20 protein-coding genes and 1 riboswitch are annotated in these 26,743 nt (G+C 55.6%); of the genes, 18 read left to right on the top strand and 2 right to left on the bottom strand.

Features of this window, described 5'->3' with window-relative positions; all coding sequences use genetic code 11:
* Window positions 1-44: 44 nt before the first annotated feature.
* From ACS0RQ_RS18800 to ACS0RQ_RS18755, 10 genes are read left to right on the top strand one after another with little or no spacing between them, the layout of a single operon-like run.
* Complete coding sequence (locus ACS0RQ_RS18800; protein WP_271849880.1) at window positions 45-1,622, top strand: SrfA family protein; 1,578 nt, start codon at window positions 45-47, stop codon at window positions 1,620-1,622.
* Window positions 1,622-4,630, top strand: coding sequence for a virulence factor SrfB (locus tag ACS0RQ_RS18795; protein WP_271849825.1), 3,009 nt, complete (start codon window positions 1,622-1,624; stop codon window positions 4,628-4,630). Before ACS0RQ_RS18800 ends, ACS0RQ_RS18795 begins: the two co-directional genes overlap by 1 nt.
* On the top strand, window positions 4,630-7,296 hold the full coding sequence (locus tag ACS0RQ_RS18790) for a putative virulence factor (RefSeq protein WP_271849824.1): 2,667 nt from the start codon (window positions 4,630-4,632) through the stop codon (window positions 7,294-7,296). The genes ACS0RQ_RS18795 and ACS0RQ_RS18790 overlap by 1 nt, the downstream gene beginning before the upstream one ends.
* Before the next feature lie 6 nt (window positions 7,297-7,302).
* Complete coding sequence (locus tag ACS0RQ_RS18785) at window positions 7,303-8,307, top strand: hypothetical protein (protein ID WP_271849823.1); 1,005 nt, start codon at window positions 7,303-7,305, stop codon at window positions 8,305-8,307.
* Window positions 8,308-8,316: 9 nt separating this feature from the next.
* On the top strand, window positions 8,317-10,269 hold the full coding sequence (locus ACS0RQ_RS18780; RefSeq protein WP_271849822.1) for a vWA domain-containing protein: 1,953 nt from the start codon (window positions 8,317-8,319) through the stop codon (window positions 10,267-10,269).
* The gene (locus ACS0RQ_RS18775; RefSeq protein ID WP_271849821.1) at window positions 10,269-10,961 is read left to right on the top strand and encodes an ABC transporter ATP-binding protein; all 693 of its coding nucleotides are present in this window, start codon (window positions 10,269-10,271) and stop codon (window positions 10,959-10,961) included. Before ACS0RQ_RS18780 ends, ACS0RQ_RS18775 begins: the two co-directional genes overlap by 1 nt.
* The gene (locus tag ACS0RQ_RS18770; RefSeq protein ID WP_271849820.1) at window positions 10,942-12,174 is read left to right on the top strand and encodes an ABC transporter permease; all 1,233 of its coding nucleotides are present in this window, start codon (window positions 10,942-10,944) and stop codon (window positions 12,172-12,174) included. The genes ACS0RQ_RS18775 and ACS0RQ_RS18770 overlap by 20 nt, the downstream gene beginning before the upstream one ends.
* Window positions 12,164-13,702 carry an SUMF1/EgtB/PvdO family nonheme iron enzyme gene (locus ACS0RQ_RS18765; protein ID WP_271849819.1) on the top strand — a complete coding sequence of 513 codons (1,539 nt, stop codon included), beginning with the start codon at window positions 12,164-12,166 and terminating at the stop codon, window positions 13,700-13,702. The genes ACS0RQ_RS18770 and ACS0RQ_RS18765 overlap by 11 nt, the downstream gene beginning before the upstream one ends.
* 24 nt (window positions 13,703-13,726) lie before the next feature.
* Entirely contained in the window at window positions 13,727-14,431 is a 705-nt protein-coding gene (locus ACS0RQ_RS18760) for a hypothetical protein (RefSeq protein WP_271849818.1), read from the top strand.
* Between the two features lie 10 nt (window positions 14,432-14,441).
* Window positions 14,442-14,924, top strand: a complete 483-nt coding sequence (locus ACS0RQ_RS18755; protein ID WP_271849817.1) for a hypothetical protein — start codon at window positions 14,442-14,444, stop codon at window positions 14,922-14,924.
* A 103-nt stretch (window positions 14,925-15,027) separates the two neighbouring features.
* On the opposite strand, the gene ACS0RQ_RS18750 is transcribed toward ACS0RQ_RS18755, so the two are convergent.
* Both ACS0RQ_RS18750 and ACS0RQ_RS18745 read right to left on the bottom strand, forming a co-directional pair.
* Window positions 15,028-15,444, bottom strand: a complete 417-nt coding sequence (locus ACS0RQ_RS18750; RefSeq protein ID WP_271849816.1) for a lysozyme inhibitor LprI family protein — start codon at window positions 15,442-15,444, stop codon at window positions 15,028-15,030.
* Between the two features lie 155 nt (window positions 15,445-15,599).
* Complete coding sequence (locus tag ACS0RQ_RS18745) at window positions 15,600-16,223, bottom strand: glutathione S-transferase family protein (protein WP_271849815.1); 624 nt, start codon at window positions 16,221-16,223, stop codon at window positions 15,600-15,602.
* A gap of 223 nt (window positions 16,224-16,446) precedes the next feature.
* Window positions 16,447-16,545, top strand: a riboswitch (guanidine-I (ykkC/yxkD leader).
* A gap of 58 nt (window positions 16,546-16,603) precedes the next feature.
* Between ACS0RQ_RS18745 and ACS0RQ_RS18740 the strand changes: the two genes are divergently transcribed.
* The 8 genes from ACS0RQ_RS18740 to ACS0RQ_RS18705 all read left to right on the top strand — a co-directional run bounded on the left by ACS0RQ_RS18740 (window position 16,604) and on the right by ACS0RQ_RS18705 (window position 26,735).
* On the top strand, window positions 16,604-17,662 hold the full coding sequence (locus ACS0RQ_RS18740; RefSeq protein ID WP_271849814.1) for a putative urea ABC transporter substrate-binding protein: 1,059 nt from the start codon (window positions 16,604-16,606) through the stop codon (window positions 17,660-17,662).
* Between the two features lie 22 nt (window positions 17,663-17,684).
* A complete protein-coding gene (locus ACS0RQ_RS18735) occupies window positions 17,685-18,500 on the top strand; it encodes an ABC transporter permease (protein WP_039077166.1) in 816 nt (271 codons plus the stop codon).
* A complete protein-coding gene (locus ACS0RQ_RS18730) occupies window positions 18,497-19,273 on the top strand; it encodes an ABC transporter ATP-binding protein (RefSeq protein WP_039077165.1) in 777 nt (258 codons plus the stop codon). The genes ACS0RQ_RS18735 and ACS0RQ_RS18730 overlap by 4 nt, the downstream gene beginning before the upstream one ends.
* Window positions 19,274-19,277: 4 nt before the next feature.
* Window positions 19,278-20,006: an urea amidolyase associated protein UAAP1 gene (locus tag ACS0RQ_RS18725; RefSeq protein ID WP_271849813.1), complete on the top strand. Its 729-nt coding sequence runs from the start codon at window positions 19,278-19,280 to the stop codon at window positions 20,004-20,006.
* Between the two features lie 11 nt (window positions 20,007-20,017).
* Window positions 20,018-20,650, top strand: coding sequence for an urea amidolyase associated protein UAAP2 (locus ACS0RQ_RS18720; RefSeq protein WP_108701758.1), 633 nt, complete (start codon window positions 20,018-20,020; stop codon window positions 20,648-20,650).
* A 177-nt stretch (window positions 20,651-20,827) separates the two neighbouring features.
* A complete protein-coding gene (gene uca / locus ACS0RQ_RS18715; RefSeq protein ID WP_334633003.1) occupies window positions 20,828-24,430 on the top strand; it encodes an urea carboxylase in 3,603 nt (1,200 codons plus the stop codon).
* Complete coding sequence (gene atzF, locus ACS0RQ_RS18710) at window positions 24,427-26,226, top strand: allophanate hydrolase (RefSeq protein WP_334633001.1); 1,800 nt, start codon at window positions 24,427-24,429, stop codon at window positions 26,224-26,226. The genes uca and atzF overlap by 4 nt, the downstream gene beginning before the upstream one ends.
* A 125-nt stretch (window positions 26,227-26,351) precedes the next feature.
* Window positions 26,352-26,735, top strand: coding sequence for a biofilm formation regulator BssR (locus tag ACS0RQ_RS18705; RefSeq protein WP_271849810.1), 384 nt, complete (start codon window positions 26,352-26,354; stop codon window positions 26,733-26,735).
* The last annotated feature ends 8 nt before the right edge of the window (window positions 26,736-26,743 follow it).

Genomic DNA, 26,743 nt, shown 5'->3' with positions numbered 1-26,743 from the left:
TTTATCCGTTTAATTATCAGCAAGGGCATGCAAACGTGAAAGAAATGTTCCTGTATAGCGACAGGCTCGATAAATTTCAGGCATTGGGTGAGAACGGCCAGGCGGTACATATTTCCGCACTTCAGCTCAGGGAAACCTTGCGACTCCGCCGTCATGCTGCGATTGCCGATACCCTCGCGATTCCGCAAATGAGCGAACGGGGAGACCGTATTGACTGGTATGCGCCTTTTTCCGGTGATGTGATTCCCTGGTCTGCCGCGACAGAAAGCGAGCGACAAATCGCGCTTGCACAGCTGGATACGCATCACGATACGCTCCGCCAGTTCAGTGATGAGTTGCGTCAGCACGAAAAACCTGAGCAGAGGTTGTTTGGGCAACTGCTGGAAAAAGCATTCCAGTTCCCCGATCAACAGCATATCTGGCTGGTTGATGGCAAACCGGTCATCACCTTTTGGGGGTTCGTCAATGCCCGCCACCCCGTGCGAATCGATCCACTCGATTGCCTGCGCCCGGAGCGTTTACCCACGCCTGCGGTGGCCGCTGCTCCATCGGCCGTTCCGCCAGTCAGTGAACCTGTCACTCGTCGTAGCGGCTGGTGGTGGGTATTACCAGCCTGGCTGCGCTGGCTGCTTCCCTTGTTACTTTTGCTCCTGTTGATAGCGTTCCTGCTGCGTAGCTGTGTGCCGGGTGTCACGCTGCCAGGGCTAAACAATAGAGAGACCCAGGTGCCTGCCGTCGCCCCTGACGCGCCTGTTGTAAAAGGCTCGACGGTCGACCCTGTCGTTAACAATGGCGTGGTGGGTGTCACGGGTAACACTGTTGTCGGGAGCCATGGTGTCGTGAATACCGATCCTGGCGTGGTGCCAGATGGCGGGAACAGTGCCGTTGGCACTGAGGTCGATCCCAGGCAGGCGCTGGATACCACGCATTCTGCGGACGGCGTGACTGCCACGGATCCGACAACCGCGACAGATGCGGTTAAACCGGTCGACCCGGTTAATACCGCAGATGACGCTAAGGTGGTAGATCCGACAAAGCCTGCCGATCCGGCCAACACGACTGACTCAACCAAAGCAGCAGATGCAACGAATACTGCTGACCCGACAAAACCCGGTGATGCGACGGCGCCAGTAGACCCGGCTCAGCCTAAGACAGCCTCGTCACCGGATGCGACTCCTGCCGTTCCTCCTGCTGACCCAGCCGTCCCAGGAAATACGGCGGCGAATGCGAACGCAGGAAAAGCGCCGTTAACCCTGCCGCCTGCTGCACTGGCAAAAGGGGATACGCAATTTTTCAATGGGAACTGGCGCGTGGGATCGGGCATTCAGGACCCGCGTACGGGCAGGCCGCTGAGTCTTAACTACCAAATTAAAGATGGCGGCGGAAAAGTTCAAATGACCCGCAGCGACGGCGTTTCCTGTAGTGGGGCGGTAAACACGGCAATCAAATCCGGACAGTTGGTTATCAATAACCAGGGGGAAGCCCAGTGTCAGGACGGCTCTTCTTACCGCATGCCAGAGATCCAGTGTGCGCCAGGCGCGCAAAACATTGCGGATTGTAAAGGTCGCTACGGCGAGAAAACGCGTTTTCCCATCTCGATGAAGCAAGAGGCTGATAAGTAATGCTGGCTGAACTTACTGATTTTAAAAAACAGGTCAAACTTATTCGCGATAGCGGGATCCAGTTTCTCGACTTCGCTTTTCGCCTGCCTGCGCGTAAGGACTTCGGTCAATTTTTGCGTCAGCAAGGTGATGGGGCGGTCTTACGACTGATTGACAACGGGCGAGACGACAAGCTCCAGCTCCCGGCTGCGGATAGCGAAATGGCCCGGTTTGCTGAACCGGAATACGCATTGTCGACAGAGGAATCACTGCGTCTGTTTAAAGACGTCTGGCTACCACTGCCATTTTTCCGTTTTAATCCACCGAGTGCCTTTGCGCATGGGCCCACAAACTGGTCCCGTGTTCAGTTTCACGAACTGAAAGAGCCGGATGAAAAAGGCAATACCTGGCGCGCAACAGTGATCTTTGATACCAAAATTTTCCCGGAACGAGCCAACACGCAATACCTTGCTCCCGGTGAAGAGGATGTGCGGGCGGGCACAGGATTCGCCCTCGCTGCGCGCAACCATGAAATGGGCGATTTTCTTGAATTGCCCTGGGTCGATGAGTGGCTGCGCGAGGTATACACCGCTCAGGCGCGCGACATCCTGCGTCAGCACTACGAAGACAATGAAGAGAAGCTCAAATTCAAAGAGCATCAGGCGCATTATCTCAACCTGCTTAGCGTACTGAGTCAATATATTGCTCTGCCGGAAGTGTTACTTAACGACGTTAAAATTCGTGACACGGCTATCCCGGTCGATCTCGTTCTCGACATCGGAAACTCGCGTAGCTGCGGCATTTTGATTGAGGAGCATCGGGATGATAACAAGGGGTTATCGCAGCTTTATCAACTGCAATTGCGCGATCTCAGCCGCCCGGAAAATGTCTATAACGAACCGTTCGATAGCCGCCTTGAGTTTGTGCAGGCGGAGTTTGGTAAGCAGGATTATTCGCTTAAAAGCGGTCGTAACGATGCCTTTACCTGGCCGACGATAGGCCGGGTGGGCGGCGAAGCATTCCGTCTGGCTTCCCAGCGTCTGGGGACAGAAGGTTCCACCGGTATTTCCAGTCCGAAACGCTATCTTTGGGATGATCAGCCCTACTCGCCGGGCTGGCGTTTTAGCCAGGCGTTTGTCAAAACCGAGCACGAACCTCTGGCAACGGCGGCACCGCTGCTATACATGATCAATGATCAGGGTAAGTTGCTGATTCGGCTGGAAGAAGATGAGCGGATGCCGGTCTTTTCCCCGGTTTATACCCGCCGTTCACTGATGACGATGATGCTTGCCGAAGTACTCAGCCAGGCGTTGATGCAAATCAACAGCCCGGCGCAGCGACTCAAAATGAACCATGCAAGTATGCCGCGGCGCTTACAAAACGTCATCATGACCATTCCGCCCGCTATGCCTAAACCAGAACGCGCTGTATTTGAACAGAGTATGCGTGATGCCATCCGGCTGGTGTGGAAGTCGCTTGGCTGGGAAGAGATGGACTACGACGGTGAGAATAATGAGGACACGCTGAAATATCCTCACCCGGGCGTGCATATGAAATGGGACGAAGCAACCTGTGGTCAGCTCGTTTACCTGTACAACGAAACGCAGAACTATTTTGGTGGTCGTACGGACGAATTTTTTGCGGCTACGCGTCGATTGGATAACCAGCGCGAGCACCCCGACGATCGCAGTCTGAAAATTGCCTCCATTGATATTGGTGGGGGCACAACGGATTTGGTTATAACGCGCTATACCCTCGATGACGGGCAGGGCGTTAACGTGAGGATCACGCCAAAACAGCTGTTCCGCGAAGGATTCAAAGTGGCGGGTGACGACATCCTCCTTGATGTTATCCAACTATACCTGCAGCCTGCGGTGAAAGCGGCAATGCTGAACGTCGGGCACAGCGAGATGGCCGTTGAGTCCATGATGTCGCAACTGTTTGGTAGCGAAGCGATCGATGCCAGAAAACAGGTCTTACGCCAGCAACTGACGCTGCAAGTCTTTGCCCCGTTGGCGCTCGCTATTTTGCATCGTTATGAAGAGTATCAGCCAGAGAACGGACGTGAGTTCTTCCACCATACTTTCCGCGAGTTATTGGCAGATAACGAGCCAACCAGCAAAGTGCAGGATTACGTGAATGATGTGGTACGCGCAGGGCAATCGAGCAATGCCGCACCGTTTTCGATTCTGGATGTGCCGCTGGAAATGGATCTGGCACAGCTTCACAATGAATTTATCGACCCACGTAGCGGCAGAATGAATATCTGTCACAGCCTGCGGGCTTTGTGTGAAGTGCTGTGGCACTACAACTGCGACATCCTGCTGTTAACGGGACGTCCATCGCGTCTTCCCGGTATTCAGGCGCTCATTCGTCAGTTGCAGCCGGTTCCGCCTTCCCGCGTGCTGCCGTTGCATGGCTATGAAACAGGCGGCTGGTATCCCTTCAACAAGAAAGGGTGCATTGACGATCCGAAATCGACGGCGGTGGTGGGGGCGATGCTCTGCCTGCTGGCGGAAGGCTCACGTCTTAATAACTTCTACTTCCGCACCGCCAATTTCCAGCCCTATTCCACGATTCGTTATCTGGGCATGCTGGACAGTAACAACATCATCAAAGATAGCAATGTGTTCTATCGCGATATCGACCTGGATCGTGATGATTTTGAGTTGGATCAGCATCAGTCGTTTGAATCTCGTGGTGAGCTGCGTATCGGTTTCCGTCAACTGGATAACGAGCGCTGGCCAGCATCGGCGCTCTATACCCTCAAAATCACCAACAGCAAACTGGCGGCAGACCTTGCCGGTGATGCGGTGATGAAAATTAAACTGGCGGCAGAGCAGGGGCGCGCACGGCATGGCGAAGAGAAGGTCAGTCCTGAACGGTTCAAACTCGATTCGCTGGAGTTGGATGGCGGATCGTTTCGCAGCATAAGCCGTCGTGATGTGACATTCCAATTGAATACCCTGGTCGGCAATGGTCTGGGTGAGACGCATTACTGGCTGGACAGTGGGAGTATCAAAAGCTGATGAGTAGCATTAATCCGGAACAGATTATTCAGGGCTGGAAAGGTATTGAAGCCGGCGCAGGTAAAGCGATCGACTGGATAAACACCGTACGCCATGATGCCCCTCGGCTGAATACCGAAGCTGACCGTTTGACCCTTGGTCTGCGTCGTAGCCGCAACAAAGCGCGCCGTCTTGCGTTGGCGGCGGCGAAGCCCATGACGATTGGTTTTTTTGGTCTCTCGCAGGCGGGAAAATCGTATCTGATTTCCGCTCTTGCCGCCGGGGAAAACGGCAGGCTGGAGACCTCGCTCGGTGGACACTCGCTCGATTTTCTGACGCACATTAACCCACCCGGTGGGGGAAAAGAGGCGACGGGACTGGTCACGAGATTTAGCCGCCATCAGGGGAGCGGTGACAGCCAGTGGCCGGTTTCGCTCCAGCTCTTTAGTGAAGTGGAAGTGGGTAAAATTCTGGCGAATGCGTTCATTCACGATTTTGACCAGGAAAAGATCAACTGGCAGTACGACGAAGCGCGTATCAACGATTTACTTGTTGCGCTGGGTAAACGCCGTCACGCCAGTCGCGTTCCAGGCCTGGTGGAAGATGATGTGGTGTCGCTGTGGGATTACCTCCTTCGTCACGCGGAAAAAAGCCAGAGCCGCCTTGCGTTGCACTATTGGCCGCAGGCCATCACCCTGGCTCCCTGGCTGTCGCCAGCCGATCGCGGACAACTGTTCTCGGTGCTGTGGGGAGAGGTTCCTGAACTGACGGAAACCTATGTCCGCTTTGCCCATACCCTGCAGAAACTCGACGGTGCCCTGGAAGTTCGGGCGCCGCTGAGCACGCTGGTGCAGGAGGAGCTGGGGCAACTGGTGCAGAAAGACAGCATCATGAACGTGGACATGCTTGAGCGCCTCAATCGAAATACCGATCGGATTGTGGAGGTTTGCCCAGTACAGGAAGGGCAGATCAACGCACCTGTCAGCCTGTCTCTGGCTGAATTGACGGCGCTTACCGTTGAACTGCACGTGCCGCTGTCATCACGCCCGGCAGAAACGTTGTTTGAAGATGTCGACTTGTTGGATTTCCCCGGCTATCGCGGTCGCCTGGGCGTGGAGTCGATGGCGGATATTCGCCGTGCCGTAAATAGTGAACAAAGCAACCCGCTGGCACAACTGATCCTGCGCGGCAAGGTGGCGTATCTCTTCGAGCGCTACACCGAAAACCAGGAAATGAACGTGCTGGTTGTCTGCACAGCCTCAACCAAACAATCCGATGTGAAAGAAGTCGGTGGCGTACTCGATGAGTGGATTCGCTACACCCAGGGAGCCGATGCTGAGGCGCGCGGTCGCCGTTTGCCTGGGCTTATTTGGGCACTCACTATGTTCGATTTGCGCATCAGTCAGCATCTGTCACAGGAAGAGTCTTTGCTGCGTCAGGCCTGGGGGCTGGGCGGGATGATCAAAATGGCGATGACGGAGCGCTTTGGTCAATTTAAATGGATGCAGGAGTGGCTGCCGGGTCAGGCGTTTAACAATACCTTCCTGGTGCGTAAACCTCGCCAGCAAACGACCTTTATCCGTCTGACGGACGGCAGTGAAAGTGAGTTTGACGCTGAGAATGCTCCGCAACTGGAATTGATGCGCAAAACCTATCTTGAAGATGAGGCTATTCGTCGCTACATCGCCAGCCCGGAAGAAGCCTGGGACGCGATGCTCAAGCTCAATGATGGTGGCATGCAACGCATGGCCGGGTATCTGGGTAAAGTTGCCCGCCGCGAGGTGAAACTTGAACGTATTGCGGAACAACTGGCTGAGATGCGCCATGACCTGGTGAATGGCGGTCTGGGTAACTGGTATCAGCCGGATGGTGAGGAAGACCTTGCTAAAAAGACGCAGATTGCCGGGAGCATTCTCGCCATCCTGAAAAAACGTAGCGGAATGCACGGTGAATTACTGGCCCGCCTCGTTCCTTCCCGCAAGGCGTTGCAAGAGCTTTACATGCAGCAAACCCTCGTCGATGAAGCTGTTGAAGAGGAAGAAGAGGCGTCGTTCTTCGACATTGGGGTCGAGGACGCTTTCATTAACGATACCCCGGCTGCTACGACGCACAGTCATGAACTGGCCTTTGCGCGCCATGCTCTTCAGCACTGGATTAACCATCTGCGCGCGCTGCCGGAAAGCCCGGCGTTACTGAACTACATCAAATTGCCAAGGGAGATCGTTGAATCTCTGGTGAATGAGCTGATTACGGGCCTGTTGCGTCTGCGCATGGAGCAACAGCTTGAAGCTTCCATGGTGAATACGGAACAGGCGGGCGTTCGTCGCGAAAAAATGGTTGAACGTCAGGTGTCGCGTGTTCTGCATGTTATGAACGACTTCGTTACCTGGCTTGGTTATCAAAACGTACCTGAAAACAAAAGGCCGACGCGACCCAACCCTCCGGTAGAACCTATTTTCACCCGTCCCTCTCAGTGTAGTAGCGTGCAGTGGATGAGCGACGAACGCCTGGTTCGTCTGACCCCGCAGCAGCTCAACTACAGCGTTATTTTTATTGTCGACTGGCTGGTTGGGCTGGAAGAGCTGATTAAAGAGAACGCCGGACATTCTGCCGGGCGCGAAATTACCGTCGCACAGAACGAAAAACTGGGCGCCATTTTGCATCTTATTAAGACTGCCCAGGAGTAACCGAACGTGATCAAACCTGAATTAAAACCTCTGCAATCCGCCACCCCTGGCTATGCCCGCTTAACTCTAAAGGGCTGGAAAGGAGGGAAGGAAGAGGTGCTGGTTTCTGTCATGACGAATCAGGGTAATGTGTTCCTGGGATCGAATGGGCAGTGGGCAAGCACGGAGATGTTCCTTTCGCTGCCTGTGCTGGACGTCGAAGACGAAGTGCCCGGTGTTGCCGTAGGTCCGGAACTGGTGGATTCACTCCTGGCGAATCGGCAGGCCGCTTATCGCCTGACGGTGAAGGATTCAGCCAGTCAGGATATGGGTGTGCTGGTCATGCATGACGGGCTTTTGAGTTCGCAGGCGGGCGGTGATAATCCCCGTCCTGCTAATACGCGGGTGCTGCCGGTGACGTCCGTGCGCCCGGAGCCTGAGCCCGTTTCCATGCCGGAACCCCAGCCTGTCGCCCAGGAATCTCTGCCTGAGCTGGAAACTCCCGAAGAACGCATTAGACCCGTCGCATCGGCGAAAAAGATCCCGCTTGTTCCTATCCTTGCGGTCGTTCTTCTGCTGGCGGTGCTGGGCGGCGGGAGTGCCTGGTGGTTTATGCGCACGCCGTCGCAGCCAACAGCGCCAGTACCAGCAGCACAACCTACGCAGCCAGTCGCGGCTTCCGTTGATAACACCCCGTGTAGTGAAACCCAGATGAACCAGAGTAACGCGCTCGATTTTGTTAAAGATTGCGCCCGAAGTTCGCTGAACAGCACGCAGATTTTAGAGGTGATTGAGAAGGCGAAAGCGGGTAAACACTGTGAAATCGCCCAGCGTCTGTATGCCTACAAAGCGCAATCCGGCGATACACAAATCGCGATGCGCTACGCCCAGGAATACGATCCCAAAACCGTCAGTCAAAATGGCTGTTTTAGCGCCGATCCTCAAACCGCTATCTACTGGTATGAAAGCATTCTCAGCCATGACCCACAGAATAGTGACGCGAAAGCGCGGCTGGACGAACTTAAAAAATAGGACAACAGAATGAAACACATTCTTTGGTTCAATGGATTGCTCTGCGCCAGCATGCTGGCGTTTCAGGCGCAGGCTGCCGATCCCAAACCGCTGCTGCAGGATGGCAAACATACCTTGTATCAGCGTGTGTTGACGTATCCAGGGTGCGAACTGGCGTCCGATGCTGGTAAAGCCGGCAAGGAACAGCCCGCATTTAGCCGCTTCTACGTATATCAGCGCAGCAAAGTGGGCAATGACGAATGGCTGCAGGTCGGGCCGGACAGCTTTGGTCATGTCTCTGGCTGGATGAAGTCAGAGTGTACCGTGGAATGGAAAATGCAGCTTACGCTGGCGTTTACCAACCCGGCAGGTCGCAATCCGATGCTGTTTTTCCGCGATAAGTCAGACATTGAGAAAATCATTAACAGCAATAAGCCTGCGGATGCGCTTGCCCCCATATTGACCAGTCTGAAAAACAATCAACCGGTTCCACAGGTTCTGGCGCGTGAACCGGACAATATGGTCAATCAGCAAAAGAATTTCTATTTGTTGCCGGTACTGGGTTCTGAGGACGCGTTTACCGATTCCGGTTTCCAGGTGCGGCTGCTGAACGTTGCCTCGGTGTCAGAAAAAACACACGCGCAGAAAAACGGCAAGGGCGACGATAAGAACATGCTCAAGGGGTTCTCTGCGGCGGTGGTGTTTGTTATCGATTCGACGATTTCAATGGACCCCTACATCGATCGCACCAAAGAGGCGATCAATAAAATTTATCAGCGCATCGAGAAAGAAAACCTTCAGGATCAGGTGAAATTTGGCCTTGTGGCGTACCGTTCCAGTACCGCTGCGGTGCCAGGACTGGAGTACGTGACGAAAATGTTTGCCGATCCGACGAAGGTCAAAAACGGCAAAGATTTCCTCGAGAAAGTTAAAGACCTCAAACAGGCGACGGTATCGAGCAGCAAGGTCGATGAAGACGCTTACGGTGGCGTGATGATGGCGCTGGATAAAGTGGACTGGACACAGTTCGGCGCACGTTATGTTGTGCTGGTGACAGATGCAGGTTCGCTGGATGGGACGGATAAACTGTCATCCACTCATCTGGATGCTCCGCAGGTCCGTCAGGAAGCCGCTTATCGCGGTGTTGCGCTCTATGCCCTGCATTTGAAGACGCCCAGCGGCGTCAAAGATCATGGTCTGGCTGAGGCTCAGTACCGGGATCTCACGCTGAATCCCTTCCTGCACAAACCTCTCTATTACCCCATCGATTCTGGCGATGTGAACAGCTTCGGTACCATGGTGGATAGCCTGGCGAATGCGATTACCGGGCAAATTAAGACCGCCTGGCAAGGTGAGGAGACGGCGGGTAGCGCATTGGGAGCAGACCCAGGTTATGCCGACAAAGAAAATGCCGCCTTACTAAGTGATGCAGACAAATTAAGCAAGGCGATGCGGCTGGCGTATCTGGGGGACAAACAGGGTACGCAAGCGCCACCTGTTTTTAAATCATGGATCAGCGATCGTGATTTAGTGAATCAAAATATCCCGGCCACCGAAGTTCGCGTTTTATTGACGAAAAGTGAACTTAGCGACCTCAGCGACGTTATGAAGAAAATCGTCACTGCCGCCAATGAAGGGATGATTTCTCCGGATGACATGTTTGCCAGCCTGCGTTCTCTGGCCGCAACCATGGGCAACGACCCCTCGCAGGCGAAAGGGAAAAGTGCAACCCGTCTCGGGGATATGGGGTTACTGGGAGAATATGTCTCGGGACTGCCGTACCTGAGCGAAGTGCTCAGTCTGGATGAACAAACATGGAAAAGTTGGGACGGGCTCGAACAGGAGAAATTCATTCGACGCCTGAACACCAAGCTGAACTATTACCAGCGTTACAACCAGGATGTGGACCGCTGGATAGCCCTGGCGCCGGACAGCGATCCGCGTGACAACGTTTACCCGGTGCCGCTGGAAAATCTGCCGTGATGCTAAACATACGCGATATGGAAATTCAGCGTGGCGGCAGTGCGGGATTTACCGTGACGTTACCGCAATTGGCCTTGCAGCGGGGTGAAATTGCCGCGCTGACAGGACCAAGCGGGTGCGGAAAAAGCACCCTGCTTGAAATGATTGGCGCTATTTTGTCTCCGGCCAGACTGGGCGAATATCAACTGGGCGAGCCTGCTGTTGATATTGCTGCCCCGCTGATGGCAAAAGACGAGGCTCTACTGTCGGCGATCCGCGCGCAGGAACTGGGGTTTGTGTTACAGCATGGTGGCCTTTTACCCTGGCTGCCGGTCGCTGAAAATATCGCGCTACCCCGCCGGCTGGTGGGAAAGACGGCAAACTCCCCGTGGCTTGATGATGCCATTGAGCGGCTGGGGGTTCGTCCGCTGATGAAAAAAATGCCTTCACAGCTCTCGATCGGTGAACGTCAGCGTGTTGCTTTTATCCGGGCCATTGCCCACCAGCCCCGTTTGCTACTTGCCGATGAGCCGACGGCAGCGCTGGATCCGGATAATGCCAGTCGGCTTTTTGCCCTGATGGTAGACATGGTGCGAGCCATGGATATGGTCGCCGTTATCGTTAGCCACGACTGGCAGCGTGTGGCCGACTTTGGCCTGGATTGCTTTCACGCACAGGTTGAGGAGGGGCGAAGTGTCTTCTGCCGCATCTAACCCCCGTCCGTCCGTCAGGCTCCTGGCACAAATGGCGTTCTATGATTTGCTCCACGACCGCAAAGTCGCGCTGTGCATTATTTTTTCGCTGATTGCCGTGATTACGCCGCTATTGCTGCTCTTTGGACTAAAGAACGGCGTTGTGGGTCAACTGCGTCACGATCTGCTTAACGATCCGCGCACCCGCGAAATCCGTATGACCGGTAACGGTAATTATGACCTGGCCTGGCTTACGCAACTGTCGCAGCGTCCGGAAGTGGGTTTTTCTATCCCGCTAACGCGCTCGCTCAATACACAGGCGGATTTGGTGCGCGATGGACAGCATTTTTCTGCCGGGGCCGAGGTGATTCCCACTGGCAAAGGCGACCCCTTACTGGCAGGAACGGCAGCGCTGCAAAACGATGATGACGTTGTGCTGAGCGCCAGTGCAGCGCGGCGGCTTGAGGTTCATTCCGGAGATACCTTTCGTTTGCTGGTTACCCGCAAATTGAACGGTGTCGACCAACGTCTGATGAAGTCCGTAACCGTTGTGGGTGTGCTGGATGACGCTAAATTCACACGTCCCGGCGCGTTTATTTCGCTCCCCATGTTGGTGGCGCTGGAAGACTATCGGGACGGCTTCCAGGTTCCGCTATTCGCCGTCAAAGACGGCCTTGCGCCGCGAGAACGGACGCATTTTTCTCGTGCCCGCTTATATGCCAAAACCCTTGATGATGTTGCGCCGCTGGCCCGCTGGCTGGAAGAACAACACATTGAATCCGTTACACAGTCGGCGCAAATAGAGGCCGTCAGGGCAATTGATCATGTTCTTGGCGTTATCTTCGCGGTGATCGCCTGGATCTCGGTCACGGGCTGTATTGCCTCGCTGATCGGGGCGTTTATCGCCAATATCGATCGCAAAAGGAAAGACATGGCCGTCTTGCGCCTTATCGGTTTCCGGCGTCGTTCAGTCACCGCTTTTATCATAATCCAGGCGCTGTGTCTGACCGGGGTTGCATTCAGCATTGGTCTGGCGCTTTACCTGCTCGGCAGTGAGTTGTTTAACCACCTGCTGGGCGCAAACCTTCCTGAACAAGCCTTTGTCTGTCGTCTTGAGCCCATCCACTTTATCACGGCACTGCTGAGTGTATTGGTTGTTGCGCTGTGCGTGGCTGCGATAGGCGCGTTGCGTGCCTTAAAGATTGATCCTGCGGAGAGTCTACGTGAAATCTAAATTACTTCTTAGTCTGTCTTTTGCCGGGTTGGGCTTCTCTTTTGCCGCGCACGCCACCTGGGATGAAAAGTACTGGAACCCGAAGCCATTACCGGATGACGTGATTTTGCCCATGCCGTGCGACGGCGCAATGGCTTTTCGTAAAGTTACGATCCCGGTAGACAAACCCTTACAGGATTACGGCATCACCCTTGGGCAAGAAGGGGATGAGTGGGGGTATCTGGAGCAGTCACGGCAAGAGCATATTGCCGGGAGTTTCACCGCCGGAAAGAAAGAGAAAGGCCGCTATTACCTGATGGCGAAATATGAACTCAGCGAAGTGCAATACCGGGCGCTAACAGGGGATTGTGCACCTCCTGATATGAAAGGTCGCTTGCCGAAAGTGGGTATTGGCTGGATGAGCGCAACGGATGTGGCCAATAAGTACAATCTTTGGCTGCGAAAAGAAAAACTGGCGTCCCTTCCTGTTGAAGATGGGCAGCCTGGTTTCTTACGTCTGCCAACAGAGCCTGAGTGGGAGTTTGCCGCTCGAGGCGGTCTGGCGGTTTCGCCCGCGGATTTTCGCGATCTTCATTTTCCCATGCCGGAAGGCATCAATGACTATGCCTGGTTTTCCGGTGCCCAGTCCGCCAATGGCAAATTGCAGCTTACGGGGTTGCTAAAACCGAACCCACTGGGTTTGCACGACATGCTGGGTAATGCCTCGGAAATGATGTTTGAACCTTTCCGCTTAAATAAGCTGGATCGCCAGCATGGACAGGCGGGGGGCTATGTGGTGCGCGGCGGGAGTTTCCTTACGCCACAGGCCGATATGCGCAGTTCACTTCGCAGTGAAGAGCCCTATTACGCCGGTGCGGATGAGAGCAGTAACAAAGCTATTGGCATGCGACTGGTGCTGGTTTCACCCACGTTGACCTCGCGCGAGCGCATTAAAGAGATTGAAAAAGAGTGGCAGGCGTTAGGGGATGAGAAGAAGAACACTGCAAAAGGTGAAGAGAAGGATTCACTGCAAAACCTGAATGCCATATCGGCAAAAGTCCAGGACGATGGGCTCAAAAAACAGTTGGAGCAGCTGCGCGGCGAATTGAGGGCTAACGGTCAGTTGCGTGATGAGCAGCGCGACCAGGCCATCCGTACTTCTCTGCAACTTGGCGCGTTTTTGTGTACCAAGATGAAGGACGATGGTGAGTTTTACGAACGTCTGAAAGAGATTAATGAAAAAACCTGCGCCAAAGACAGTGCTCTGGATGCGAACTGTTCCCGCCGTGGGGAGCAGTTAGAACAACATAAAAAGGCTCTGGATTTCATTACCAGTTATTACGCCGACACGCTGGTGGACATGGGGACGACCTATGATAACGCGCTAATTGCCCCGCAAATTGCGGTCGTCCAACAGCAGATGGTGGCACGAGGAAAAACCAACCTTAACGGATATCTGGATACCTACTGGAATAACCTCCAGGGGTACTGGAAAGATGGCAAAGTTGCGCGTGAAGCGTGGCTGGCCGCATGCAAGAAAAATAACTAAGCAAAAATCTGGAGATGTCTTTTTATGATAGCGTTCAACTCATTACGGGCAGCAATAGTTACGACTTTAGTCATTGCGCTTACGGCGTGTCAAAGCGGTGGGGGCGGCGGGAGTGGGGGTGTTGATCCGCGTCTGACCAACAACCAGGATGTGGAGTTCTTCAATAAGTCGGGATGGCAAGCCTGTGCCGCAGGTGCAACCATCGGTGCACTGGCGTGTGCGCTAAGTAATGCCAGTAACAAAGGTGTCTGTATTGCCGCGGCTGCCGTTGCGGGCTGCGGTGTCGGTATGGGTGCAAACGCCTATCTCGACAACCAACGTAAAAAATATGCCAGTCAGGAATTGCAGTTGAATGGCGCGATTAAAGATGTTCAGGCAGAGAATGCCCGTATCCAGAACGTCACCAATGTTGCGAAATCTGTTATTGCAACTGATAAGCAGACTCTGGCGCAGTTGAACAAAGACATCGCGGCAAAAACCGTGAAACAGGATGTCATGCAGACCAAAATCAAAGGCGTTGACGCGAACATCGCTTATCTGCGTAACACCATCACAGACATGAAAAAGCATGAAAAACAGTGGGCCGATGTTTCCGCTTCGATGAAACAATCGGGTAGTGATACAACCACACTTGATTCAGAGATTGCGCAAACTCACCAGAAGATCAGCGATCTGCAAAAAGAGCTGGATAGCCTTTATGAGCAACGCACGGCATTGAAAGTGAGCTAAGGGGAAAAGAATGCGTTATGTACCGCTGGTGATTGGCGTGTTGTTACTGAGTGGCTGTGCTACAGATGTGAAGCAATGCGATCCGACGACAGGTGATGTGAATATTATCACCAAATTTAACTGTAACTATTCAGGGACCTGGGATAAGCGCGTCGAACAGAAGCAGCAGACGTTGCAGCACGAACAGGCGTTGAACAAAGAGTTTAATGAGGTCTACGCTGCGATTGCGCAAGAACAAGCACAAAGTGATGCCAGCGTCGCCAGCAAGCGTCAAACGCAACAAGCCCTGGATCGTTCCCTGAATAACCTGGTTGCGAAGCTGAAAACGAAAACGGCAGGCAAAGCCGCTGCGCAGAAACAACTGGCGGAGCTGGAACAGAGCATGAAGGCATCACAGAATCAGCCTTCACAATCTGTTATGCAAAAGCAGATGGAACTACAAAAACTGCAGGGGCAACTGAATACGCTACAGCAAACGCTGGACGCCCAGTAGTCTCTCTTTCTATCCCGCCAGCGATGCCTGGCGGGATAGTTGAATAAGGAATTTATGATGGGCAAGTGGCTTTGTTCTTTCATGTTGACAAATTAGATTGCCTTTATTCAGATTCGCCAGAAACATCGGTACTGATACGCAAGTTATGCATTTCAATTGCTTTGTTGCGAACAAATTGCATTTTGTTGTCAACGGCAATCGTTCCCCAGATAGTTCCTTGTTCTTGCTGAAAATATTTATTAACGGACTCAAAGTAGGCGTCGCGGTATTTTATCCAGGCCCGCTGAGAATCGCGTAGTGCGGTTTTAAAATCGCCGCTTTGTGTGTTCATGAGCAGCTTGTATTCTGTATTCAGAATGCTGTCCCAGCGCGTCATGGCATCGTACAAACACTGGTTCGTTTCTTGCGTTGATTTAGCGTTTTCTGCACAGACTTTGGTTATTTTATCGAGCGCATCAAATTGCTTATTGGCCATCGCCAGGCCGGGAAAGAGTAATAATGCGAGTACTATTTTTCTCATAGACTTCCGTTCCTTAAGCTAAATTAATGGGTGATCGGTAATAAGAAAATTCTACGCCAGAATATGCCGATACCATGTGTAATATTTGGAAATTTCCCCCGCTAACCAGCGGGGAAAATAAATGAAGGCGTGTCAAAGGCGATCTTCAGGACGTATTACGGCTCGCCGTTATTTCCATAGCGCAGGAAAGCAGGGCGCAGATTTAACCGTTCAAACCATGCCTCCACTGCCGGGAAATTCGGGTGTTCAAACGGTGTCATCTTCCAGCGGTTCACCGACAATCCCAGCACGATATCGGCAAGGGTGAATGTCTCCCCGGCGGTCCAGGCTCCTGTGCGTTGCAACTGTTGGTCGAGAATACCGACGCAGTGATTCCACTCCTTGATACCGGCGGCAATCGCATTTTGATCGTTGTAGTCAGGGTTTTTGCGCACCAGTGCCGGAAAAACGTAGCGCCATGCGCTATTAAAGTCGGTGGCCTGCCAGTCCATCCAGTGCTCCACATTCGCGCAAGCTCGCGGTTCGCCAGGAAGCAGATCGTCGCGGCCCGCTTTACGTGCCAGATAGCGGCAAATGGAGTTGGATTCCCACAGGATAAAGTCATCATCAAGGAGTACCGGCACCATCGCATTTGGGTTCATGGCCCGGAAGGCGTCCGTCTGCGTCGAGGCAAAGCCGCTGCCATAGTCTTCCTGTGAATACGCCAGCCCCGCTTCTTCGCAGGTCCACAACACTTTACGCACGTTAATTGAAGACGTTTTACCCAATATTTTCAGCATGACGTGAATCGCCTTTTGCGAGATTAATCGTTTAAAAACAATACACCAGCAGCGCATCACATAGCTACAGGGCCCTTGAGCACCAGCATGGTGCGCTGCCTCATTCTGGTTCACCAAAATGGGTACGTTTGCCCTGAGTTATCGCTAAGTTACTGAAAGGTCATTAATCGCAACCTGGCATAGTGATTGCAGTAACGCTAGCGCAGTGCAACACACAATTTGATAAATAGCTGGCTAGGGTTCCGGTTCGCTAAGGCGGATGTCTGGTCCAAGAGCTGGCGACCTCTGAGAGGTTACACGGCGGGACAAAAACCCGGGAGACAGCAGCACCAGTGGGTGTCGCGCTGCCCCCTATTTTTTGTACCAATCAGAGGTCAATAATGAAGAAATCTCCATTACTCCGCTCTCTCGTGCTGTCGCTGGTCATGCTGACCACTCTCCCAACCTTTGCCGCCGTGAAGAAAGAGTTCAATGTCTGCTGGACCATCTACGCAGGCTGGATGCCGTGGGGCACCATCAGTAACAACAAAATCATTGATAAGTGGGCCGACAAATACGGTATTAAAATCAATATCGTACAGCTTAACGACTATATCGAATCTATAAACCAGTATACCGCGGGCCAGTTTGATGGCTGCACCATGACCAACATGGATGCGCTGACCATACCGGCGGCGGGCGGCGTGGACAGCACCGCGCTTATTCTCGGCAGCTACTCCGAAGGCAACGACGGCGTGGTGATGAAAGGCGAGGGCAAAACCCTCAAGGACCTGAAAGGCCAGCAAATCTACCTGCCTGCACTGTCCGTTTCGCACTATCTGCTGGTGCGCGGCCTGGAGAAAGCCGGTCTGGCAGAAAAAGATGTCACCGTGGTGAACACCTCCGATGCCGATATCGTCTCTGCCTTCGCCACCCCGAAAGTGCAGGCGGCTGTCGCCTGGAACCCGCAACTGTCGGTTATCAAAGGCACGCCGAAAACCACCGAAGTCTTTAGTTCCTCGCAGGTACCCGGCGAGCTTATCGACATGATGGTGGTCAACACCCAGACCCTGAAAGATAACCCGGCGTTGGGCAAAGCCCTGACTGGCGCATGGTACGAAATGATGGCGCAGATGAAGGCGCAGAATAAAGAGGCGCTGAGCGCCATGGCGGCGGCGTCTGGTACCGATCTGGCGGGCTATCAGGCACAGCTTAAAACCACCCATCTCTTCTACACCCCGGCCGATAATCTGGCGTTTATCAGTTCGCCTGATTTACCGAAAACCATGCAGCGCGTTGCGGCGTTCTCCTTTGATAAAGGGTTACTGGGTGACGGCGCGCAAAGTGCGGATTTCATCGGCATGGCCTTTCCGGGCAACGTTTCTGCCGGGGATGCCGCCAATGTGAAGCTGCGCTTTGACGACAGCTTCGTGAAGATGGCCGCCGACGGCAAGCTTTGAGCGAATGACAGGAACTCACGCCATGCGACACATTAACCGCCATCCGACCCGGGGCATGCGTCTGACGCTTGTTCTGCTGCCTTTCGTCATTTTGCTGGCGGCGTACTTTCTGGGCTCTGCGGTGCGGCTGGAGGCCAACCCGCAGGATAAGCTGCTGCCTGGCATGCAGCAGATGCTGGACGCAATGTCGCGAATGGCATTCACCCCGGATAAACGCAGCGGCGACTACCTCTTCTGGATGGATACGCTGGTGAGCCTGGCGCGCCTGTTAACCGGGCTGGCGATAGCCTCGCTGATTGGTCTGTGCCTGGGCATTACCGCCGGGGTCTTTCCGATGTGGCGCGCCTCGCTCTCGCCGCTGATGACCGTGCTGTCGATGATCCCGCCGCTGGCGATCCTGCCGGTGCTGTTCATTGTCTTCGGGCTGGATGAGTTGTCAAAAGTGATGCTGATTGTGATTGGTATCACCCCGATGCTCGCCCGCGACCTCGAGCATCGCGCCTGCGAAATTCCGCCGGAAATCCTGATCAAGGCGCAAACGCTGGGGGCATCAAGCTGGACGCTGGTGCTGCGGGTGGTACTGCCGCAGCTTCTCTCCCGCCTGTTGACCTCGCTGCGCCTGCTGTTGGGATCGGCCTGGCTGTTTCTTATCTCGGCAGAAGCCATCTCCTCAACGGCAGGGCTGGGGTATCGCATTTTTCTGGTACGCCGCTATATGGCGATGGACGTCATCATCCCCTACGTGGTGTGGATAACGTTGCTGGCATGGCTGATGGACCTCGGCCTGCGCCAGTTGCATAAAACCTGTTTTCCCTGGGCGGAAGGAGGGAAGGCATGAGTTTTATCGAAATCAATAATATCTGGCAGGAATATGGCGCCCATGTGGTGCTCGAACGCCTCAACCTGCGGGTCAATGCCGGGGAGTTTTGCTCAATGGTGGGAGCATCCGGCTGCGGGAAATCGACTTTTCTGCGTCTGTTGCTGGGCCAGGAAGCGCCGAGTCGCGGCACCATTTTGCTTGATGGCAAGCCGTTGCAGGCTGAGCCGGACCGCAGCCGTGGCGTGGTCTTCCAGCGTTACTCCGTCTTTCCCCATTTAAACGTGCTCGATAACGTCACCATTGGCCTTGAACTGCCGAATGCGCGCTTCCTCGGGCGTCTGTTTGGCGCCAGCAAACGTGAGGCGCGGGAGCGTGCCGTGTGGATGCTGCAAAAAGTGGGCCTTGGACAGGCGCTGGATAAATACCCGGCCCAGCTCTCCGGCGGTATGCAACAGCGCCTTGCTATTGCCCAGGCGTTCATTATGCAACCGCGCGTGTTGCTGCTTGATGAGCCCTTTGGCGCACTCGACCCCGGCATTCGCAAAGATATGCACGCCCTGTTGCTGCAACTGTGGGGCGAAACCCGGATGACGGTTTTCATGGTCACCCACGATCTCTCCGAGGGTTTTAACCTCGGCACCCGGCTGCTGGTGTTCGACAAGGTGCGTATCGACCCGCACGAACCCAATGCCTACGGCGCGCGCATTACTTATGACATTCCGCTCAATGAAGCGCGTCTGGCGGAAATGACCGACCCGCAGCCCGATAACGTCTACGCATTAAGGAGTTAACTTAATGACTTTATTAGATAAAGAAGCATCTTTTCTGCGTGAAGAGACCCTGCCAGGCGGCGGCAGTCTCTCCTTTATTCTCAAGCGCGGGCAGATCCTGCGCATGAGCGACATCGAAGGTGGAGCAAACGTCAGCCTGATGATGCTTAACCCGCATGAAAAGAGCGAACGTCTGAACCTGCCCGATACCTTAAAAGGCCAGCACACCGCGCGCCTGACGGCAGGCCACTGTTTTTACTCCGATATGGGGCGTGTGCTGGCGGGGATTATCGCTGATACCTGCGGCTGGCATGACCCGTTTGGCGGCGTGCTGAATGCGGCAGAAGTGAAGGAGAAATATGGTCAGGGGCGTTATCAGGATTTGCGTAACGGTTTTTTCCGCAACGGCGCCGACAACCTGCTCGTTGAGATGGGCAAATGGGATTTGAACCTTGAAGACCTGCTGATGGTGGTGAACTTCTTTAGCAAAGTCACGGTGGATGAGCACGGCGCTTTTACCTTCCACAGCGGTGCGTCGAAGGCTGGCAGCTACGTTGAACTGTTTGCGCCAATGGATGTGCTGGTGGTGCTCACCGCGCTGCAACACCCGATGGACCCCGCCGAAGATTATGCGCCGCGCCCGGTACAACTGGCCTGGCGACAGGCGGCAGACGAAAATGCCGCCATTGAGGCTTTGATGACGCGCCCGGAAAACACGCGTGCCTTCACCAACACCCGTTTATTTGCCCTGTAAGGAGCCGCATGATGAATGTCACCAGCCAGAAGCACCCCGACGAGGCCGTTTTTCGCCATGTGATCCCGGCAGGGGAGCCGTACCTGTTTGAAGTAAAAAAGGGCCAGACCCTGCGTTTGCTCGATCTTGAAGGGAACCAGGCCGTGGATACGCTGTTTTATAACGCCGACAACCCCCGGGAACGCTACGATCCGCAGCGCACGTTGCGCCGACAGGGCAATGCGTATCTGACCACCGGCAGCGTGCTGTGGTCCAATATGGGTAACCCGTTGCTGACCATTGTCGCCGATACCTGTGGCCGCCATGACACCCTCGGCGGTGCGTGCGCCCAGGAGAGCAACACCGTGCGTTATGCACTGGACAAACGCCATATGCATAGCTGCCGCGATAACTTCCTCTGCGCCTGCCTGCACGATGGACGTCTGCACAAGCGCGACATTGGCGCCAACATCAACTTCTTTATGAACGTTCCGGTGACCCCGGAAGGCGGACTGACCTTCGAAGATGGCATCTCAGCGCCTGGCAAATACGTTGAACTGCGCGCCGAATGTAACGTCATCGTGCTCATCTCCAACTGCCCACAGTTGAACAACCCGTGCAATGGCTGGAACCCGACCCCGGCGGAGGTGCTGGTATGGAACTGAGCCGGGGTGCGCGTCTGCGCCTTTTTATTTACCGCCTGTTTGACGTGCGTGCGAACCGTTTACCGCTCAGTCAAACGCGCGAGACACCACCGCGTCCGTAAACGACCAGCCCCTTATGGACGGCCATAAGGCGAGCCGAATTTCGGCGGGACGACCCGCCACGATTGAGTCCTGACTATGTTTACGAAACTCCTTATCGCTAACCGTGGCGCGATCGCCTGTCGTATCCTGCGCACCTTGCGCACACTCAATGTCACCAGCGTTGCCGTCTGGTCTGAGGCCGACGCCAGCAGTCTGCATATTCGTGATGCCGATGAAGCCATTAGCCTGGGCGACGGCCCGGCGGCACAGACCTATCTGGTCAGCGAAAAAATTATTGATGCGGCCCGCCAGAGCGGCGCACAGGCGATTCATCCCGGCTACGGTTTTCTTTCTGAGAACGCCGCCTTTGCCGAAGCCTGCGAAGCCGCAGGAATAGCATTTGTGGGCCCGACGCCGGAACAACTGCGGGTCTTTGGCTTAAAACACACGGCCCGCGCGCTGGCGAAAGCGCATGGCGTACCGATGCTGGAAGGCACAGAGTTGCTGGCAAACCTCGATGAAGCGCAGCACGCTGCCGCGCAGGTGGGGTTCCCGGTGATGCTGAAAAGCACCGCGGGCGGCGGCGGTATCGGGATGCGGGTGTGCTATAGCGCCGATGAACTGGCCGATGCCTTTGACGCGGTAGTGCGGCTGGGCAAAAACAACTTTAGCGACGCGGGTGTATTTATTGAGAAGTACATCGAGCGCGCGCGTCACCTGGAAGTGCAAATTTTTGGCGACGGTAAGGGCGAGGTAGTTGCCCTTGGCGTGCGCGACTGCTCGGTACAACGCCGTAACCAGAAAGTGCTGGAAGAGACCCCCGCGCCGAACCTGCCGGATGGCATGGAAGCGGCGCTGTGCTCAGCGGCGATCAAACTGGGTAAAGCGGTGAATTACCGCAGCGCCGGGACCGTTGAATTTGTTTATGACAGTGAGGCAAAACGCTTTTACTTCCTGGAAGTGAACACCCGTTTGCAGGTGGAGCATGGTGTTACCGAGCAGGTCTGGGGCGTGGATCTGGTGCGCTGGATGATTGAACTGGCCGCCGGCGATCTGCCGCCGCTGACCGAGCTGGTTGCAGGGCTCACGCCGCAGGGACATGCCGTGCAGGCGCGCGTTTATGCCGAAGATCCGGGCCGCCAGTTCCAGCCGTCGCCGGGGCTACTGACCGACGTGGCGTTTCCGGCCGACGATCGCCGCACGCTGCGCATTGACACTTGGGTGGAAGCGGGCTGCGAAGTGCCGCCGTTTTTTGATCCGATGCTGGCGAAAATCATCACCTGGCAGCCCACGCGTGCGCAGGCGATTGCCTGCCTGGATGCCGCGCTGGGCGAAACCCGTCTGTATGGCGTAGAGACCAACCGCCAGTACCTGCGCCAGATTTTAGCCTTTGCCCCGTTTGCGGAGGGCGAGCCCTGGACGCGCTGCCTGGAAGGGTTGCGCTACCAGGCCACTACCCTTGAGGTGGTGAGCGCCGGAACTCAAACCACGGTGCAGGATTACCCTGGCCGCCAGGGCTACTGGGCGGTGGGTGTGCCGCCGTCCGGCCCGATGGATGACCGCGCGCTGCGTCTGGGCAATGCGTTATTGGGAAATGCGGCAACCGATGCTGCGCTGGAAATCACGCTCAGCGGTCCGACGCTGAAATTTAATACCGACGCCGTGGCGGTAGTTACCGGGGCGAGTATCGGGGTCACGCTCGACGGTACAGCGCTTGCGATGCATACCGTGTTTACGATCTCCGCGGGTAGCACCCTGCGTCTGGGGGAGGTGAGCGGTGCCGGGGTGCGCAGCTATCTTTGCCTGCGCGGTGGCATTAATGTGCCGGATTATCTTGGCAGCAAAAGCACCTTTACCCTCGGGCAGTTTGGCGGTCACGCCGGGCGCGCGCTGCGTACCGGCGATGTGCTGCATCTCAACCCGCTGACGAACCGCGCAAGCGGTGTTGTGCTCGCGCAGGCGTTGCAGACCACACTGCCTGCCGTGCGTGAACTGCGCGTGATCTATGGGCCGCATGGGGCACCGGAATATTTCACCGGCGCGTATATCAACACCTTTTTTGCCACCGACTGGGAAGTGCACTTCAACTCAAGCCGAACCGGGATCCGCCTGATTGGGCCGAAGCCGGAGTGGGTGCGCGAGAGCGGCGGCGAGGCGGGGCTGCACCCGTCCAATATTCATGACAACCCGTATGCCATTGGCGCGGTGGATTTCACCGGGGATATGCCGGTTATCCTCGGCCCGGATGGCCCAAGCCTCGGCGGTTTTGTCTGCCCGGTGACCGTTATCGAAGCGGATTTGCACCAGCTTGGGCAACTGAAAGCGGGGGACAAGGTGCGTTTCATCCCGGTGGACGTGGCAACGGCGCGTCGGCTGGCACAGGCCAGCCGCCAGGAAGTGGAAACACTGCAACCTGTCGCCGTCAACTGGCATCCTGCCGCGCTGGCCTCCCCTGTGGTGCTGGAGACCGGGGAAGCGGATAAGCGGCTGGTGGCGCGTCTTTCAGGCGATACCCATCTGCTGCTGGAAATAGGCGAACCGGAACTCGACCTGGTGCTGCGTTTTCGCGGTCACGCCCTGATGCAGGCGCTGGAATCCCGCGCGCTGGAGGGGGTTATCGATCTGACGCCGGGGATCCGTTCATTGCAGGTGCATTATCAGCCGGAAACCCTGGCGCTGAGCCGTTTGCTGGCGATTATTCACGATCTATGGGCCGATGTGTGCCAGCGCGAAGATCTGGATGTGCCGTCGCGAGTGGTCTGGCTGCCGCTCTCCTGGGATGACCCAGCCTGTCAGAAGGCGATTGAAAAATACATGACCACCGTGCGCCGCGACGCGCCATGGTGCCCGAGTAATCTCGAATTTATCCGCCGGATTAACGATCTGGAAAATATCGACGAGGTCTACAAAACCGTCTTTGATGCCCGTTATCTGGTGATGGGGCTGGGAGATGTTTACCTTGGCGCGCCGGTGGCGACACCGCTCGACCCGCGCCACCGTCTGGTGACCACCAAATACAACCCGGCGCGTACCTGGACGGCGGAAAACTCCGTCGGCATTGGCGGCGCATACCTCTGTGTGTATGGCATGGAAGGGCCGGGGGGATATCAGTTTGTGGGCCGCACCCTGCAAATGTGGAATCGCTATCGTGCGGTCGCTGATTTTGGCGGTAAGCCGTGGCTGCTGCGCTTTTTCGATCAGATTCGCTTTTACTCGGTCTCTGCCGATGAACTGCTCACCATCCGTCGGGACTTCCCGCTTGGCCGCTACCCGCTGCGCATCGAACAGACCACCCTGCGCCTGGCGGAATATCAACAGTTCCTGGCCGATGAAGCGCAGAGCATTGCGGCGAACCGCACCCATCAACAGCAGGCGTTTGCCGCTGAGCGCGATCGCTGGATTGCCAGCGGCCAGGCCCATTTCGACAGCAGCGATGTGATTGCCGACGAGGGGGACGATGCCCCGCTCAGGGACGGGGAAAGCGGCGTCGACAGCCCGGTTTCCGGCAACCTCTGGCAGGTCAATGTGGAAGTGGGCTCTGTGGTGAAAGAGGGCCAGACGCTGGTGGTGCTGGAGTCGATGAAGATGGAAATTCCGTTAACTGCGCCGCATGACGGCGTGGTCAGTCAGGTTCGGGTGCAGCCGGGAAGCTCCGTGCGCGCCGGGCAATGCGTAGTGGTGATGGAGAAAGCACAATGACACAGACCTTTGATTTGCGCCTCGATACACTGGCGAAACGCTACCGCAGCGGTGAGATAACGCCGCGTGCGCTTATCATGCAATTGCGCGAGCGGGCGATGGCGCTCAACCCGGAATTTCATCTGTTCATTCATATTCTGAACGAAGCCGAACTGGAACCGTATCTGTCGGCGCTGGAGCAACATCAGCCGGAGGATCTGCCGCTGTACGGCATTCCGTTCGCCATCAAAGACAATATCGATCTCGCAGGCGTCCCCACCACGGCGGCCTGCCCGGCATTTGCTTATATGGCCGGGCAGGATGCTACCCTGGTGCGCCAGTTGATTGCCCTGGGGGCGATTCCGTTGGGTAAAACCAACCTCGATCAGTTTGCCACCGGACTGAACGGCACCCGTTCGCCTTATGGCGTCTGTCGCAACAGCGTTCATCCTGAGTATCCGTCGGGTGGCTCCAGCGCCGGGTCATCGCTGGCGGTGGCGCTGGGCGTCGCCAGTTTTTCATTAGGCACCGACACCGCCGGCAGCGGGCGCGTCCCCGCGTCGCTGAACAATCTGGTGGGGCTGAAAGCCACCAAAGGGCTGATTTCAACGGCGGGCGTCGTGCCAGCGTGCCGAACCCTGGATTGCGTCACCTTCTTTACCGCCACAGCCGCCGAGGCCAGTACCCTGCTGGCGCTGACCGCAATCCAGGACCCGGATGACGACTACAGCCGTCGCAATCCGCTGTGGAACAGCAAACAGGCGTTTGGCGTGCCGCAGTCCGGGTTCCGTTTTGGCGTGCCGGATAAGCTGGAGTTCCTGGGCTGTGCCGAGAGTGAAGCGCTCTTTTATCACGCCAAAGCGCAACTGGAGGCGCAGGGGGGAATACCGGTTGCGCTTGATTTCACGCCGTTCCTGGCGGCGGCAAAACTGCTTTATGAAGGGCCCTGGGTGGCAGAGCGCTACCATGTGGCAGGCCATTTGATTGAGCAGCAGCCGGATGCGGTGCTGCCGGTTATCCGTGATGTTCTGCAAAAAGCCCCGACCACCGATGCGGTCAGCGCGTTTGACGGTCTTTATCGGTTGCAGAGCTATAAACGGCAATGCGATGCCTTGCTCGATGAGTTGGATTGCGTACTGACGCCGACCTACCCGCGTCCGGTAACGCTCGCCGAACTGCGCGATGAGCCGGTGAAGCGCAATTCTGATCTCGGGTACTACACCAATTTCATGAACCTGCTCGATTACGCGGCCGTCGCGGTTCCGGTCGGGTTTATGTCCAATGGACTCCCCTCGGGCGTGACCCTGTTTGGCCGCGCCTTTACCGATCAGTATCTGCTGAGCATGGCGGATGCCTTGCAGCGTGTGAATCCGCTGAGCCTGCCTGGGGGCACGACCATCGAGGCTGATGCCCCCACGCATGCTGCGGTAAATGATCGGGTAAACGTGGTGGTCTGCGGTGCACATCTTGACGGTCTGGCGCTCAATTATCAGTTGCGCCAGCGTCAGGGACATCTGGTGGAGGCGACGCTAAGTGCACCTGCTTACCGCCTGTATGCGCTGGCGGATGGCAAACGTCCGGGGATGGTTCGCGTTAGCGAAGGCGGCAGGGCCATTGCCGTTGAGGTGTGGTCGTTGCCGTCCAGTGAATTGGGATCATTTCTGGCGGGGATCCCGGCACCGCTCGGGTTAGGCAAAGTGGAGCTCGAAGAGGGGCAGTGGCTGACCGGATTCATTTGTGAAAATAATGGATTAGAGGGCGCAACGGACATCACGGAATATGGCGGCTGGCGCGCGTGGCTTGCCAGTCGGGGATAATGTTAAGCAGCCCTAAAGTGTAAAGAAGTTTCGTCTGCGTTTAATAATTGAAGTTGCGCATGCTTTCGCTCAAAAAACAGCCATACTATAAGTTGTGCCTGATGGCTGACAAGGGGGGGGAACGTATGACCGTTGACGAACTTACACAATGTCTGTTGGACAAACTGGTCGATGCCAGAGCTGATCTTGCAACCTATATCCAGATGCGAAAAGCGAAAGGGTATATGTCAGTCAGCGAAAACGATCAATTACGCGAGCACTTCTTCGATCTTGCCAGGGAAATACGCGATAACGGTGTGCAACTGAACACATTGCAGGATGCCGATACCCGAGGGGCACTATATCGCGCGGAAGAGGCTATCTCCTCTGTGGCGGTGTGCCTGTTAAGCGGGCGCCAGGATTGCCCAACCTATATAGCGGTGAATGTCGAAAAACTGGAAAGAGCCTTTAACGTGCTTAATTTCAGTATCAAGTATCTTTGCGAACATGTATCGCTTGCCGAAATCTAAACGCGGGG

Source organism: Phytobacter diazotrophicus (assembly GCF_052061655.1).
GTDB lineage: Bacteria > Pseudomonadota > Gammaproteobacteria > Enterobacterales > Enterobacteriaceae > Phytobacter > Phytobacter diazotrophicus.
Note: the sequence above shows the minus strand (reverse complement) of the source record. Positions and strands in the feature narration are given on the sequence as shown.